The 14,168-nt window shown below is 45.3% G+C and carries 16 protein-coding genes; 1 reads left to right on the plus strand and 15 read right to left on the minus strand.

Annotated features, from left to right (window positions below; genetic code table 11):
• Positions 1-39: 39 nt before the first annotated feature.
• The 10 genes from BN6465_RS15520 to BN6465_RS15565 all read right to left on the minus strand — a co-directional run bounded on the left by BN6465_RS15520 (position 40) and on the right by BN6465_RS15565 (position 7,376).
• Complete coding sequence (locus BN6465_RS15520; protein ID WP_227183308.1) at positions 40-1,206, minus strand: murein hydrolase activator EnvC family protein; 1,167 nt, start codon at positions 1,204-1,206, stop codon at positions 40-42.
• 14 nt (positions 1,207-1,220) lie between these two features.
• Positions 1,221-2,129 (minus strand): permease-like cell division protein FtsX, encoded by a 909-nt coding sequence (gene ftsX / locus BN6465_RS15525; RefSeq protein WP_066736908.1) that lies wholly within the window; start codon positions 2,127-2,129, stop codon positions 1,221-1,223.
• A complete protein-coding gene (gene ftsE / locus BN6465_RS15530; RefSeq protein ID WP_066736909.1) occupies positions 2,119-2,805 on the minus strand; it encodes a cell division ATP-binding protein FtsE in 687 nt (228 codons plus the stop codon). Before ftsE ends, ftsX begins: the two co-directional genes overlap by 11 nt.
• 16 nt (positions 2,806-2,821) lie before the next feature.
• Entirely contained in the window at positions 2,822-3,910 is a 1,089-nt protein-coding gene (locus tag BN6465_RS15535) for a PucR family transcriptional regulator (RefSeq protein WP_066736911.1), read from the minus strand.
• Between the two features lie 220 nt (positions 3,911-4,130).
• On the minus strand, positions 4,131-4,817 hold the full coding sequence (locus tag BN6465_RS15540) for a WecB/TagA/CpsF family glycosyltransferase (RefSeq protein ID WP_066736916.1): 687 nt from the start codon (positions 4,815-4,817) through the stop codon (positions 4,131-4,133).
• 100 nt (positions 4,818-4,917) lie between these two features.
• Positions 4,918-5,121, minus strand: coding sequence for a small, acid-soluble spore protein, alpha/beta type (locus BN6465_RS15545; protein WP_066736917.1), 204 nt, complete (start codon positions 5,119-5,121; stop codon positions 4,918-4,920).
• A 99-nt stretch (positions 5,122-5,220) separates the two neighbouring features.
• Positions 5,221-5,421, minus strand: a complete 201-nt coding sequence (locus tag BN6465_RS15550) for a PspC domain-containing protein (protein ID WP_066736918.1) — start codon at positions 5,419-5,421, stop codon at positions 5,221-5,223.
• 37 nt (positions 5,422-5,458) lie between these two features.
• The gene (locus tag BN6465_RS15555) at positions 5,459-6,325 is read right to left on the minus strand and encodes a DUF4097 family beta strand repeat-containing protein (protein ID WP_066736919.1); all 867 of its coding nucleotides are present in this window, start codon (positions 6,323-6,325) and stop codon (positions 5,459-5,461) included.
• Positions 6,325-7,056 (minus strand): DUF1700 domain-containing protein, encoded by a 732-nt coding sequence (locus BN6465_RS15560; RefSeq protein WP_066736920.1) that lies wholly within the window; start codon positions 7,054-7,056, stop codon positions 6,325-6,327. The genes BN6465_RS15555 and BN6465_RS15560 overlap by 1 nt, the downstream gene beginning before the upstream one ends.
• The gene (locus BN6465_RS15565) at positions 7,053-7,376 is read right to left on the minus strand and encodes a PadR family transcriptional regulator (RefSeq protein ID WP_066736922.1); all 324 of its coding nucleotides are present in this window, start codon (positions 7,374-7,376) and stop codon (positions 7,053-7,055) included. The genes BN6465_RS15560 and BN6465_RS15565 overlap by 4 nt, the downstream gene beginning before the upstream one ends.
• 365 nt (positions 7,377-7,741) lie before the next feature.
• Here BN6465_RS15565 and BN6465_RS15570 point away from each other — a divergent pair, with 365 nt between their 5' ends.
• Positions 7,742-8,638, plus strand: a complete 897-nt coding sequence (locus BN6465_RS15570; RefSeq protein WP_066736924.1) for a hypothetical protein — start codon at positions 7,742-7,744, stop codon at positions 8,636-8,638.
• A gap of 65 nt (positions 8,639-8,703) precedes the next feature.
• Here BN6465_RS15570 and BN6465_RS15575 read toward each other — a convergent pair whose 3' ends face one another.
• The 5 genes from BN6465_RS15575 to BN6465_RS15595 are packed head-to-tail and all read right to left on the minus strand — an operon-like array spanning position 8,704 to position 14,163.
• Positions 8,704-10,110, minus strand: coding sequence for an aldehyde dehydrogenase family protein (locus tag BN6465_RS15575; RefSeq protein WP_066736925.1), 1,407 nt, complete (start codon positions 10,108-10,110; stop codon positions 8,704-8,706).
• Positions 10,111-10,168: 58 nt separating this feature from the next.
• Positions 10,169-11,059, minus strand: a complete 891-nt coding sequence (locus BN6465_RS15580; protein WP_066736926.1) for a dihydrodipicolinate synthase family protein — start codon at positions 11,057-11,059, stop codon at positions 10,169-10,171.
• Between the two features lie 20 nt (positions 11,060-11,079).
• Positions 11,080-12,246 (minus strand): NAD(P)/FAD-dependent oxidoreductase, encoded by a 1,167-nt coding sequence (locus BN6465_RS15585; protein ID WP_066736927.1) that lies wholly within the window; start codon positions 12,244-12,246, stop codon positions 11,080-11,082.
• Complete coding sequence (locus BN6465_RS21480) at positions 12,239-13,078, minus strand: (2Fe-2S)-binding protein (protein ID WP_066736932.1); 840 nt, start codon at positions 13,076-13,078, stop codon at positions 12,239-12,241. Before BN6465_RS21480 ends, BN6465_RS15585 begins: the two co-directional genes overlap by 8 nt.
• On the minus strand, positions 13,078-14,163 hold the full coding sequence (locus BN6465_RS15595) for an NAD(P)/FAD-dependent oxidoreductase (protein WP_066736934.1): 1,086 nt from the start codon (positions 14,161-14,163) through the stop codon (positions 13,078-13,080). The genes BN6465_RS21480 and BN6465_RS15595 overlap by 1 nt, the downstream gene beginning before the upstream one ends.
• Positions 14,164-14,168: the final 5 nt, after the last annotated feature.

The raw sequence follows: 14,168 nt of genomic DNA on the forward strand, positions 1-14,168 counted from the left end.
TTCAACCTGTCTTCTTTATACTTTGTTATGTATTACGCTCTACAAGTAAGAAAGTGGATTCACAGTAGAACCGTTGATATAGACTGCAAAATCCAGATGAGGACCGGAGCTTGCTCCTGTGCTTCCCACAGCCCCAATATTCTCGCCTCTTCCTACGCTCTGTCCGACAGAGACATAAATAGCGCTCAGATGCTGATATCTGGTGACCATGCCGTTGCCGTGGTTTACCATAATATAGTTGCCACGCCCGCCGTTATATCCATAGCTGGCCGTTGTCACCGTACCGCCGTCCGCCGCATATACCGCAGCTCCCATCGGCGCTCCGATATCGATGGCATCATGGTTCGAGGTCGCCCCCGCCACAGGCACCGGACGCATTCCGTAATAACTTGTGATCCGTGTACTGGTCGTAGGCCAGCACAACTGTCCGTTTCCAACTACCTGAGACGGCCCCGGTGTACCTCCACCGCCGCTATTACTGTTGTAATTTTGCTGCTGCTGGGCTTTTGCCGCTTCCGCCTGCGCGATCAGTTCTTTCAGCTTACTTGAGTTCTCGCCGATCTCAGATTCAAGTGAAGATATCTCCTCATTTTTACCGGCAAGCATCGTCTCGACTTCACCCTGCTTGTTGATCAGATTATTTTGAAGCGCCGTAAGCTCTTCTTCTTCCTTCTTCAGCTGCGCTTCCTTCTCTTCTACCTGCTTCACGATCTCTTGAAATTCCACGAGCATCCTGCGGTCGTAATCGGAAATCTGCTGAATATACTCTGCCTTATTCAGGAAGTCACTGATGTCTTTGGCCTCAAAAAGTATTTCAATAAACTGGGCGTTGCCATTCTCGTACATATATTTGATACGCAGCTTCATCGCCGTATACTGTTCATTCTCATTGATGCGGGCTATATCCAGTTCATCCTGCGCCTGAATAATCTCCACCTGCTTTGCGTCCAGATCTGCTTTCGCCTGCTCCATCTCCGCAATCACTTGGTTCAGTTCCGCAGCCAATGTTTCCTTTTCAGCCTCAGCCGCCTTCTTCTGTTCTTCCAATTCTTCCTGCTTCTGTTTCGCGTCCGAAATGTCATCCGCCATAACAGGCATCACTGCGCTGAAGCTGAGCACAGCCGCCAGCACAAAAGCTGTTGTTTTCTTCCCTTTTCTTATTTTCTTCCCTATTATCATATTCATCACCTGTATTTTTATACCCATACGGGCATCCCCTGCTACACTCTTAAGTGCTTTCTGATTGTAAAGAAACTTCCCAGAAAACCGATTCCGATTCCCAGTACCAATCCTACCGGAAGAAGTGTCTGGTACACCTGTGTTACCGGAAGGAAATCTAAGATATTATTCAAAAGACTGAATTTATTTAAAATATAGGTAATTGCCTTATTATACATAAAATACAGCATTATCAGCGGTATGATAGCCCCTACCAGACCAATCAAAATACCTTCAATGATGAACGGCGCACGGACGAATCCATCCTTTGCCCCGATGTATTTCATAATGGCAATCTCCTCCCGCCTTACGGTGATACCCATCGTTACCGTATTGCTGATAAGGAAGATAGAAACCGCCAAAAGAATGGCAATGATAGCAATTGATATATAGGCCACCAGCTTATTGACGCTCATCAATGTCTTTGCCACCATATCGGACTTTTTAACTTCACGCACCCCCGGCAGTCCTTCCGCGAACTCTACCAGATCTTGCTGGGATGCGACTTCCGACATGAACACCTCATAGTTGTCAGAATTGGCAAGTGGATTGTCATTGGCAAATCCTTCTGCGGCGTCGCTGTTTTCACCAAAATATTCATCCTTAAACTTTTCCCACGCCTCGTCTCCGGAGATATAATTTATTTCCTTGACATCGTCTCTTTTTTCCAATTCAGTCTTGATATTGCTTATTTCTGTCTGTGTCGCGTCTTCCTCAAAGAATATGGTAATCGCAACACCTTCCTCTGCCTTGTGCACTATATACGAAAAGTTCATTACTATCGCAAAAAACAGGCCGAACACGAAGATACAAGCTGCCATCGTAGCAACGGATGCCAAGGAAAACATCTTGTTTCTTCCGATATTCTTAACGCCTTGCTTCATAGAATATCCCACTGTACTAATTTTCATTTCTATACCCACCTTTTTGTTCGTCGCTGACAATGACACCCTTTTTCATTGTAATAACGCGTTTTCTCATCTCGTTTACAATCTCCTGGTTGTGAGTAACTACCAGTACTGTAGTCCCTCTTTCGTTGGCCTCCTCCAGAAGCTTCATGATCTCCCATGAATTGGTGGGGTCTAGGTTTCCTGTCGGTTCATCGGCTAACAAAATGGCCGGCTCATTCACAACAGCTCTGGCAATGGCCACTCTCTGCTGCTCTCCTCCTGACAATTCCTTCGGGAACGCCTTATATTTTTGCGCAAGTCCTACAAGAGAAAGCGCTGCCGGTACTTTTTTCTTGATCACACGTCCCGGCTTCTCTGTAACCCGCTGAGCAAACGCAATATTCTCATAAATATTTCTGTCCTTCAAAAGACGGAAATCCTGAAACACAACTCCGATTCCCCTGCGGTATGTCGGAATCTGTCTGTGCTTCATTCGGTTCAAGTTCTGGCCATTGACGATAATGCTGCCTGATGTTGGATCTATCTCCTTCATCAAAAGGCGGATTAAGGTGGATTTACCTGAGCCGCTGTCTCCCACGACAAATACGAATTCTCCCTGCTCAATCTTAAGGTTGATACCATTAAGCGCAGCAATCCCCTTAGAGTACTCTTTTGTCACTTCTTTCAGTTCAATCATAAGTTCCTCCTAATTATTAATACTCTAGTGTCTCCATATACTTCATGTACTTGACTACCATGAGCGCGATTTTGAAGGTGATAGCATCTTCAAACACCCGCAGATCAAGTCCTGTACTCTTCTGCAGCTTATCCAGACGATACACAAGTGTATTCCTGTGAATATACAATTGTCTGGAAGTCTCTGAAACATTTAAGCTGTTCTCAAAGAACTTGTTGATAGTAGTCAGCGTCTCTTCGTCGAAGTCGTCCGGTGATTTCCCCTCAAAAATCTCGCGGATGAACATCTTGCAGAGCGGAATCGGCAGCTGATAGATCAATCGCCCGATTCCCAGCGCGCTGTACGCGATAATCTCCTTCTCATCGAAGAAAATCTTTCCTACATCAAGGGCAAGCTTTGCCTCTTTGTAAGATTTGGATACCTCCTTGATGTCGTTCACAATGGTACCATAGGCGATATGAACGCCTTCTTCCCCTTCTGATTTTAGAAGGTCCAGAATCTCCTGAGCCGTTTTCTCCATCTCCGGATAGCCGTCGCTCGGCGTGAGCTCCTTTACAACAATGATGTTCTTCTCATCCACCGCTGTAATGAAATCCTTGGTCTTGCCGCCCAAAAGTGAACGCACACTGTCCAAGGCACTAGTGTCTCTTTCGTGTGAAGTCTCCACTATAAAGATAACACGTCTGACCTCAGTGTCAATATGTAATTTTTTTGCGCGGTTATAAATATCCACCAAAAGCAAGTTGTCCAGAAGCAGATTTTTCACAAAATTATCTTTGTCGAACCGCTCCTTGTATGCCACTAAAAGATTCTGAATCTGAAATGCTGCAATCTTCCCTACCATATATACATCTTCACTTCCGCCATTGGCAAGAAGGATGTATTCCAATTGATGCTCATCATATATCTTGAAAAACTGATAACCTTGAATTACCTGACTTTCCGCGGGTGATTCTACAAAAGACAACACTGCGCTTTCATAGTCGCCGGGCTCTGAGAATGTTGTAGCAAGTGTCTTTCCGTCTGTATCCATTACTCCCAAATCTATCCTTGTAATTGATTTTAAACCCTCAATTGTGTTTTGCAGTATCTGATTTGATATCATACTTTTTTCCTCCATCATTATACATTTTACACAATACCTTTCCCCCGAAAACATGGAAACGCACTCATACTTATACTATACTTTAATACAAATAAACAAAAAAATAAAGAGGAAATCATAATTTTTTATGCATTTCCTCAATTATTTTACTATATAATTCAATTTTCATACTGGACATTGTTTACAAAATTTATAATTTCTGACTTTTTTGTAGTGTCAATTAAATATCTTTCTTCTTCTTTTCTTTTTCAATCTCCCGCTTAAGTATCTTCTTTTCGATAAAATCTGCCATACGTTCCTTCCAACCCGCTCTCTTTCTGACCGGATCCAGCCCTTTACCAATGCCAAGCCAAATCTTTGCGTTCAAGACCGCCTTGCAGCGTTTGATAAAGGCTTCCTGCTTGGGGGACGACAAAATGGCAAGCACACAGTCCGCTTCTGTCTCAGCGCCATTGATACGGTTCATGATCATGTCATCGGCGCTCTCGTCATCCGGGACAACAGCCGACCCGACAACCTGAACCCCGCCGCAGGTCTCCTTCAAATAGTTTTCAATCTGAAGCAGCTCCTCTTCCCTGTCCGCCAGAAGAAATATTTTGGAATGGTTCTTGTGGAAAAAGCGCATCAACATCCTCAAAAACACCTGTCCCTCAGCTTCCTGAAGACGCCTGCGCTCTGTAACCCCCGCCGCTTCAAGTATAGCCTCATCCCCCGCAAGCACCATGTCCAATTGCTCTAAATTTTCTTTTAAGGCCACATCCTCCGCAACACGCATGAGAATATCGACCGTGACAATTTCTATCGTGTTCACCGCTTCTGTTTTCATATATTCGGTAACGGTTTTCATCGCCTCTTTGGCTGTATAATCATCTAACTGTACATCTAATACATTCGTTTTCCCATCCATAAAATCACCTGTATTTCTTCTCCCAGTCATGCGATTATATCAGACCCCATGTCTTTTTTCAACTAAAGTAGCAAAATATTCATACTTGTTAATATTCTTGTCACTTTTTCTCTGCCTCTTTTTTCTTCTTCGTAATCAGTCCGCCAATCCGTCCGGTTTCCTTGGATGACAGAGATCTCCAGCCTTCCTCCAGAACCTTATCCAAAAGTCCCAGCTCCTCAGCGATTTCATATTTCATTTTCTCTTCCGGCTCCATAGCATTAATATCTTCCGGACGGATTGTCTTCTTTGTTTTTCCAGACATACATTATCAACTCCTTTTAAGGAAAGTATTGCCTGACATAAGAAAAATATACAGAAAGAAGGGAGCGCCCGCCGGCACTCCCTAACTTTCTGCTTAAGTTTAATATGTTTGAGGTTGGTCCGGAATAATGACTGCCGCAATGAAATACGCAAGTAATCCGGTGCCACAACTTATAGCCATCAATAAAACCAATCCCAGCCTGACGATGGTCGGATCAATGCTGAAATACTCAGCAAGTCCTCCACAAACACCACAGACCATCCTATTTTCTCTTGAACGATATAATCTTTTAGGTTCCATACTCTTTCCTCCAATTCTATCTTCTAATCAACAATTCCTACTGTTCAAATTCAATGTTTACCTCTCCTGCGCCGCAGATAATATCCATATCTTTATCTCCTCCATTATCCACGGTCCTCGCGTTGGCTAACCCACTATATTCTTCATTACTGATGTTGATATCGCCCACGCCGCTCTTCAAGGTATAATTATAGTCGTATTGTCTGCCTCTGAGATTAATTTCTGCCTCGCCGATACCACATTTGAGATTGAATTCCCTTTGAAAGTCTCCATACATCTCTATATCTCCGGCGCCTACATTGACCGTGACTTCATCCGCCTGAAAATTTTCCACTTCGAATTCTCCGGCCCCCACATTTATATACAATTCTTCCGCGTCGAGTTTCTTTATATAAAGCTCTCCGGCACCGAAGGATATCTCTGCTGTAGAAAACTTCAAATCACTTGGGAGATAAATGTATAATGTACCATAGTATGTGTTGCTCCCTGTGATTTTACTCCACAGCTCACCGTTTTTTACTGTCTGGATGATAAGCTTGCCGTCCTCTTCTTCTGCCTGAATTTCGATGCCGCTGTCCCCAAAAGAAACATAATCTGTATCTATGTGTACCTGCCCGTCACTACTATCCTCCATAATCACATCGCAGCCAGCCAAATTCAATTCCAGCCCCGTAATTCCACTGCCGCTATATGCATAGTCAATGCTTTCTTTTATTGAAGATTTGACCCGCTTCTCAACGTGTTCTTCCCAATACTCGTTTCTAATCAAACCGATGCCATTCGGGTATGCTTCTCTTAAATCATAAAATGTGAGTCCCATCGCCAACGCGACACCACATAGCAAAAGGCCGATGCCTCCAACCGCGCCTGCGGCAATCCAAAAAATCTTCCACCCCTTCTTCATTACTTATCCACCCTCCTTTTCTGAAACGGACGCCTGCAAAGTTCAACAAACCACCGGAACATCGGCGGAACAATCTTTACAAAAAGCCACCCCATAAATACTGCCATCATGGCGCCGACCGCCGCCATCACAAGGCCTCCGCCCATCACTCCGAGGGCTATGGGAATGGAATGTACAACATTTGAGATTCCTACGACAAACATGATGATTCCACCCACGACAAGTGCCAATCCCGAAACAAGAAGGGCTATAAATATGCCCGCAATGGATACAAGAAGCCCAATGACCACAGACAAAAGCGCAAACGCCAGCGGAATTGCAACAGGAGCCCCTATCAATACAATCAAAATAATCAGCACTATTTTCAGGGCCTTACTGTCCCCAGATTTCCCAGACTGCTCTCCATAATCATAACTATTAGTCTGGCCAGTGTATCTATATCCTTCTGAGTTTTCTCCTTTTCTTGCCGGGGTATCCTTTGTGTCAAAACGAGTGTCGGTGTACCCCGTCTCGCTATATTCACTTTCCTCCTCATCCCGTCCGTTAAGTCCTGCTTTAATGGTAGCCGCCAGTTTTGCGGGACTGACAAGCTCCTTGATAATACTAGCCTCATTCTCTGTGCCTGCATCATCGAAATAGTCATTGTAATATTGTAGTGCCTCGTCTCTCTCCTCAACAGAAAGATCCGACAGCAGTGCGCGTAATTCACTCATAAATTCTATGCGGCTCATGCAGTCACACCTCCCTCAAACATATCTGTTATCTTTTGTGAATAATTTTTCCACTCTATCCGGTACAGGTTCAACTGCGCCGTCCCTTTCTCTGTCACTTTATAGTAACGTCTGTTCCTTCCGTCAAACTGCATGTCATAGACTTCCAGACATTCATCCTTCTGCAGTCTCCTCAGAACAGGATATAATGTAGATTCTGATACATCCAGCGCTTTCCGTACGTCCTGCGTTATCCTATAGCCATATGTTCCCTGAGATTCCTTGGAAACTACCGCGAGTACTATCGCATCCAGAAGAGCTGCTCCGGTGTTAAATACCATATTCTCACCCTCTCTTATATTATTGTGTGTAATGTGTAATACTGTTTTCATGGTTATATTATATGATGTATAATATTAATTGTCAATATAATATTGTTAAAGAAGCAATAAAGAAAATCTGAAGAATTCCTTAAGGATTTCAGGGATCGGTAGAACGACCTAATAATATATGTTAAAATACAATAAAGCATTATTATTCTAAAATTCTAACGGGATTACTCCCCACTACTGTTTATCATTTCTATATAAACTTTTTATGGAATCTCAATGCTTTATTTCACTTTTGATAACTGCAGAGAGGTTTCGGTGAGAATGTGAGCGGTAAGATGCCTCCTGCGAATTACTTTTTATAAGGAGGATACTTTATGACAGATTACAATTACCAAAAAGACATTCCGGCTAACCGCACTTACAAATCACGGATATTTGAAATGATTTTCAGTAACAAGAAGGATTTATTGAGCCTGTATAATGCAACCAACGGAACACATTATGATGATCCAGAACTGCTTGAAGTAAATACGCTGGAGAATGCGATTTACCTTTCGATGCATAATGACATCTCATTTGTGATTGATTCCAGACTTACGTTGTATGAGCACCAGTCGACCTATAGTCCGAACCTGCCCCTTAGGTATTTGATGTATATCTCGGACTTATATTCAAATATGACGAAGGACGAGAATTTATACGGCACACGCAAGATACTACTTCCAGCTCCCAAGTTTGTCATATTTTACAATGGTATTGATGAACAGCCAGACATGCAGGAGCTAAGGCTGTCAGATATGTTTGAGATTGTAGACAACATACCCTCTTTAGACTTAAGGGCTGTGATGTTGAACATTAATCCGGGTCATAACCCTCATCTTTTAGATAATTGTAAAACGTTGAGGGATTATTCTGAGTACACTGCCAGAGTCCGGCGGTATGCAGAAAGCTCCCCTCTGTCCGAGGCGGTGGAACAGGCAATTACAGAATGTATCAAAGAGGGGATTCTGGCAGAATTTTTAAGCAAAAACAGAGCGGAGGCGAAAAAAGTGAGTATTTATGAATATGATGAAGAAAAAGTCATGCGTATGCTGCAGGAGGACGCCCGAGAAACCGGCCGGCAAGAAGGAGAAACGCAAAAGCTAAAGGAGCAAATCTCAAAAAAGCTTGCGAAAGGCAATACGCCGGAAGAGATTTCCGAGATGTTAGAGGAGCCTGTTGAGCATATCCGGGAGCTTATCGCCGAATTGTCCCAGAAGGCTTCTATATAAGCAACATCTTTCCACACAGTTAAGGCATGGCAAAGCGCCATGCCTTTTAAAATATGTAAATAATCTTATCTGTCGTAAATTGTCTTTACTTCGAGGAATTCTTCGTATCCTTCCCGTCCGCCTTCTCTTCCGAGGCCTGACTGCTTGTAGCCTCCGAACGGAGACGCAACATCCCATTCTCCCGCATTTACATATACGGTTCCGGTCTTCATGCGGCGGGCCACTTCGTTCGCCTCTTCTTCCGGTCCGAAAACTCCGCCTGCAAGTCCATAGATACTGTCATTTGCGATAGAAACGGCGTCATCCACATCTTTATACGGAAGAACTACAAGTACCGGTCCAAAGATTTCTTCCTGTGCGATTCTCATATCACGTTTCACATCACTGAAGATTGTAGGAGCCACGTTATAAGTTCCGTCGTCCTCTGGAACACCGCCGAGGACAATTCTAGCCCCTTCACCGATGCCTACTTCAATGTATTTCTTCACCCTGTCAAACTGCTTTCTGCTTGCCAGAGGCCCCATCGTAATTTCCGGGTCATCCATCGGTCCGAATGTATAGTCTTTTGTCTGACGAATCAATATCTCTTCCGCCTCCGCAAGTGAATCTTCCGGCACAAGAAGACGGGTGAGCGCATTACATGTCTGTCCGCCGTTCAGCATCACAGTGTCAAGAACTGCACGGATTCCCTGCTCCCAGTCTCCTCCCTTTAAGAGGATAGCTGCTGATTTGCCACCAAGTTCCAGCGCGATTTTCTTGATGTTCACCAAGGCCTTTCTTGCCACTTCGCGTCCGGCATCGGTAGAGCCGGTAAAGGAAATCATATCAACATCTGGATGTACTGCCAGAGCATCTCCTACTTCTCCGCCTCTTCCTGTCACAAGGTTAAATACACCTGCTGGATATCCTGCCTTGTCGATTTCTTCCGCAAGGATATATGCAGTAAGCGGTGTAAACTGGCTTGGTTTTAAGACAACGCAGTTGCCGGCCAGCAGTGCAGGAACAACTTTCTTTTCAATTTGTTCCAGAGGGAAGTTCCAAGGCGTAAGGCCTCCCACGACACCGACCGGCTCTCTACGCACTACAGACGTCTGACGGCGCTCTTCATATTCAAATTCAGACGCCACTTTAATATAGTGTTCGGTCTCCAAAAGGAAGGGATCAGTGTGTACTTCGGCTGATACTTTTAAAGGTGACCCAAGCTCGTTGGTAATTGTCTGAATCAGCTCCTGACGGCGGGACTTAAGGCCGGCAAGAACTTTTTTCATCAATTCCACTCTCTCTTCAAGAGGAGTATACTGCCACGTTTCAAACGCGGCACGAGCAGCTTTCACTGCGTTGTCTACATCTTTTTCATTTCCGCGGGGAACTTGTGCGAAAATTTCATGTGTGGCCGGATTTTCAATATCGATATAAGAATCACTGTCTGCTTCTACCCATTCACCATTAATATACAATTTACGAATGTCCATATCTCAATCTCCTTTTCTATATCCCGGGCTTCACGCCCGGGGAATTTATTTTCTGTTCCTATTTAAGTGACTCCAAATGCATCTGAGCGTCTACAAACGCTTTTTCGTCTTCGCTGAGCTCCAGCCTCGGTCTTCTCACATATCCTCCTCCGAGATCTTTTGATTTCAGAGCATATTTCAGAGCCTGAACCGGCTTCGGGAATGATTCCAGAACATTGAGTGCCGGCAGAATCTTTTTGTATACTTCGAATCCATGTGTCAAATCTTTTCTGTCATACACTGACTCAAACAAATCCACACAATCACGGGGAGCTACGTTTGCGAGCATGCTGATCCAGCCTACTGCGCCGTCTGCAAAGCTTTCAAAGGCCAGATTGTCACAGCCGCAGAACACAGAAACACTTTCAGGCGCATCGATAAGAACCTCTGTCAATTTCTGCATGCTTCCGCTGGACTCTTTTACAATCGCAGTATTGCTGAGCTTAAACAGTTCCTTAAATGTATCCTGCTCAATCTCAATTCCTGCTGAGCCCGGGTTATTGTATGCAACAACCGGGAAGTCTACATGATCCATGATATATTTGTAATGAGCCACCACTTCATCCTGTGAAGGATGGCAGTAGAATGGCGGTAAAACCATGGCAGCGTGTCCGCCGCATACTTTGATATTTTCTACAAGTTCGACAACCTCTTCAGGCCTTTCTCTTGAAGCTCCTACAATTACACTTACCCGGTCACAGATATAAGGTACGATTTCTTTTACATAGGCTTTATGCTCCTCATTGGTGACACTCTGGTATTCTCCGGTCGCCCCAAGCACACAGATGCCATGCACACCATTTTCGATCAGCCAATCTAAATGCTTTTTCGCAGCCTCAAAATCAAAACTCCCGTCTTCTTTGAATGGAGTTACTGCAACAGCATATACTCCTTTAAAATTTGGATTCATATTGTTTCCTCACTTTCTTCTTATTTTATAAATCTATCGTAGCTGAGCGGTGATAAATCCATAAATGGCTCATCCCCAGCAATCATATCCGCAATTACTTTTCCAGTTATCGGTGAAAGTCCGATACCGTCCCCTTCATGTCCGGCCGCGATATAGAAGCCCGGAACCGGAGTTCCTGAGACAATCGGCATATGATCCGGTGTGTACGGGCGCAAGCCGCTGTACGCACGGATAATTTTAATATTTTCCATCACCGGGAAGAAGCGCATGGCGCGCTCCGCCAATGCCTGCATTACCTCGATATCATTGCTGATATCCTCCCCCGCGAACTTTCTGGAAGAGCCTATAAGGAAGTTGTTGGCGGCTGTCGGCTCAAATACAAAAGCTACTCCGTTTCGTTCCACACGCTCGGACACCGGGCGTTTGTAAGTGCCGCTCTGGAATTTAGTCAGCATGTAGCCAAACTCATGCACCTTTCTCCTTGCGACTTGAAAGGTCTGCTCTGCCACAAGAATCTGTCCCTGTCTTGCCTGAATGGGAATATCAAGTCCCACCATCTCTCCGATGACAGGTGACCATACGCCCGCACAGTTTACTACATTTTTCGCCGTGATATCTTCATTTTCTGTGTGGATAATAAACAAATCGCCCTCTTTATCGATACCTTTTACCGGATTGTGAAGGCTCAGTTCAGCTCCCAGTTTTTCCGCCTTAAGAGCAAATCCGTACGCAAGCCCTATCGGATAAACACTGCCGTCACTTATCGTCTCAAGACCGGCGGGAATATCTTCTGCAAGGAGTGGCTCATCCTCATGAACTTCTTGTTTGTTGAGAATTCTCATCTCAATTCCACATTTTTTCATGTCCTCGCAAAATCCCTTTGCGATTTCAATTTCTTCTTCTGTTTCCAGCAGATAAAGGCTGCCTTTTTGCCGCCATTCAATTTCATAATCCAATTCTTCACTGAGGGCCGGGAACATATCCTGACTTGCCTTCGCAAACTTTGCGTCGAACCCCGGCATCTTATCGCAGACAAGAATATTTCCGTCACTCTTACTGCTGGTACCCTCGGCAATGTCTCCCTTATCAATCAGGATTACATCTGCACCGCGCAGCGTATTGTAATATGTAACAGAGGAACCTACCGCTCCTGCGCCGATAACAGCTACGTCATATATTTTACTCATCGCCGCATCCCCCTTCCTTGGCGCCGGCCAATTCTCCGAACGTCACGGCTCTCACCGGAGGACGGTCTGTGCTCGGCAGTATTTCATTCGGTTTCTTTCCTGTTTCTTCCTGAATGATTCTTGTCACAAGCTTTCCGCAGGTACGTCCCTGACACAATCCCATACCGGCACGTACACGGCGTTTGATTTCAGTGACAGATTCACCCTTGTATTCCCGAACCGCCTTACGGATTTCACCTGCTGTGATTTCTTCGCAGCGGCATACGATCACGTCGTCGTCAATGGGGCCGTCCGGAATCACCGGTTCAAATACTGTCTCTTCCTTCGGCGCATTCAAACGCTTCATCGTGCGGACATCATCAATATATTCCTTGGGAACAGCCATAGTAACAACCGCAGTGTGGTCGTTGCGTTTCGGGTTCATCACCCGCACGATAGTTCCCTCGCACCGGTACTCTCCGCCTCTAGTGAGCGCTTCCACTTTATCTCCCGGTTCCGGCAGCGGCAGATATTCAAAAGGAAAACTAACCGTAGCTTCTGTCTCACTGTAAGTTTTGTCAATCACAAAAATTGCCAGTCCAGAGCAGGCCGCCACACAAAGTCCGCACCCGGTACATTTCTCTCTGTCCACCTGCGGTGTATTGGTGATTGGCTGTCCGACACAGATTGCATGTGACGGACAAGCTCCCTCACATGGATTGCAAGGAATTTCCTGTACACATTCCGCTATAGCTACCGGCCCCTTCGCGAACCGTTTTTCTGTAGGCCATCCATTGGCTTTTTTAATTTCTTCCATAGACGGAAACCCGTCAATGATTACTCCGTTTCCCATTAGACTGCCTCTCCTTTCTCAATGACTCTTTGTTTTGCATTCAGACGCCGTTCCCCAAAAGGACCTTGGCGAAGCGCATTCAGACGGTCTTTGATTTCATTTTTCTTCTGAACTGTTTCTTCATCCTTCAAATATCCTAACGTATGTGCAATGGATACCCCGGCAAGCCTTCCTTCATCCATTGCCGTGTTGGCCTCTTCCACGCCTGCCGTATCGCCTGCCACATAAATTCCCGGCACATTTGTCTCCATATCTCCGTCGTGAAGCGGCATCCATCCGCCCAGTTCTGGAATGAAATCATGCTGCACACCTGCCATCTGCGCCAGCTCTGAAAGCGGGCGAAGTCCAACTGCGATACAGATGACATCCACTTCTGTCTCCAATTCCGTCCCTTTTACAATCTGTCCGTTTTCAAATTTAGCAATGACTGCTTTTTCTACTTTTTCGGTACCCTTTGCCTCTGCAATTGTATGTCCTAAGAAAAACGGCACTCCGGCACGCCTAAGTTTTGCGGCATGTACCCCATATGCGCCGATTTTCGGCATTCCTTCTACAATCCCAACCACATTAGCGCCTGCTTGAAGAAGCTGGTAAGCCACAATGACACCAACGTTCCCGGAACCTACCATCAGCACTCTTTTTCCCGGAAGCACCCGGTTCACGTTAATCATAGTCTGCGCAGCACCGGCGCCCATAACTCCCGGCAGCGTCCAGCCCGGAAAACGAAGCGGATTCTCTGCACCCCCTGTACAGATTAAAATCTTTTCTGCCTCCACCGTAACAGTAGTTCCATTTCGGAGCACCGCTACCTTTTTATCGGCAAAAAGTCCAATCACAGCACTGTCAAGCCATACCTCTACTCCGCATTCTTCCGTTTCCTTTAAAAGCTGGCGCCCGATATCAATTCCTCTGATTCCTGCATTATGTGCTTTGGAACCGAAAAATTTATGTATCTGTTTAAACAGCTGCCCGCCGGGACGTTTATTTTCATCAATGAGAAGAACCTGTGCCCCGCATTTTGCGGCTTCTATCGCCGCAGCAAGACCGGCCGGCCCGCCTCCGATTATTACTACTTCTTTTTTCATCTTAG

The sequence above is a fragment of the Bariatricus massiliensis genome, assembly GCF_900086725.1.
In the GTDB taxonomy this organism is placed as follows: Bacteria; Bacillota; Clostridia; order Lachnospirales; family Lachnospiraceae; genus Allocoprococcus; species Allocoprococcus massiliensis.

Bases quoted from the DNA above. Each gene is read 5' to 3' on its own strand.
- BN6465_RS15520 (WP_227183308.1), bottom strand. From the start codon at position 1,206: ATGGGTATAAAAATACAGGTGATGAATATGATAATAGGGAAGAAAATA.
- ftsX (WP_066736908.1), bottom strand. From the start codon at position 2,129: ATGAAAATTAGTACAGTGGGATATTCTATGAAGCAAGGCGTTAAGAAT.
- ftsE (WP_066736909.1), bottom strand. From the start codon at position 2,805: ATGATTGAACTGAAAGAAGTGACAAAAGAGTACTCTAAGGGGATTGCT.
- BN6465_RS15535 (WP_066736911.1), bottom strand. From the start codon at position 3,910: ATGATATCAAATCAGATACTGCAAAACACAATTGAGGGTTTAAAATCA.
- BN6465_RS15540 (WP_066736916.1), bottom strand. From the start codon at position 4,817: ATGGATGGGAAAACGAATGTATTAGATGTACAGTTAGATGATTATACA.
- BN6465_RS15545 (WP_066736917.1), bottom strand. From the start codon at position 5,121: ATGTCTGGAAAAACAAAGAAGACAATCCGTCCGGAAGATATTAATGCT.
- BN6465_RS15550 (WP_066736918.1), bottom strand. From the start codon at position 5,421: ATGGAACCTAAAAGATTATATCGTTCAAGAGAAAATAGGATGGTCTGT.
- BN6465_RS15555 (WP_066736919.1), bottom strand. From the start codon at position 6,325: ATGAAGAAGGGGTGGAAGATTTTTTGGATTGCCGCAGGCGCGGTTGGA.
- BN6465_RS15560 (WP_066736920.1), bottom strand. From the start codon at position 7,056: ATGAGCCGCATAGAATTTATGAGTGAATTACGCGCACTGCTGTCGGAT.
- BN6465_RS15565 (WP_066736922.1), bottom strand. From the start codon at position 7,376: ATGGTATTTAACACCGGAGCAGCTCTTCTGGATGCGATAGTACTCGCG.
- BN6465_RS15570 (WP_066736924.1), top strand. From the start codon at position 7,742: ATGACAGATTACAATTACCAAAAAGACATTCCGGCTAACCGCACTTAC.
- BN6465_RS15575 (WP_066736925.1), bottom strand. From the start codon at position 10,110: ATGGACATTCGTAAATTGTATATTAATGGTGAATGGGTAGAAGCAGAC.
- BN6465_RS15580 (WP_066736926.1), bottom strand. From the start codon at position 11,059: ATGAATCCAAATTTTAAAGGAGTATATGCTGTTGCAGTAACTCCATTC.
- BN6465_RS15585 (WP_066736927.1), bottom strand. From the start codon at position 12,246: ATGAGTAAAATATATGACGTAGCTGTTATCGGCGCAGGAGCGGTAGGT.
- BN6465_RS21480 (WP_066736932.1), bottom strand. From the start codon at position 13,078: ATGGGAAACGGAGTAATCATTGACGGGTTTCCGTCTATGGAAGAAATT.
- BN6465_RS15595 (WP_066736934.1), bottom strand. From the start codon at position 14,163: ATGAAAAAAGAAGTAGTAATAATCGGAGGCGGGCCGGCCGGTCTTGCT.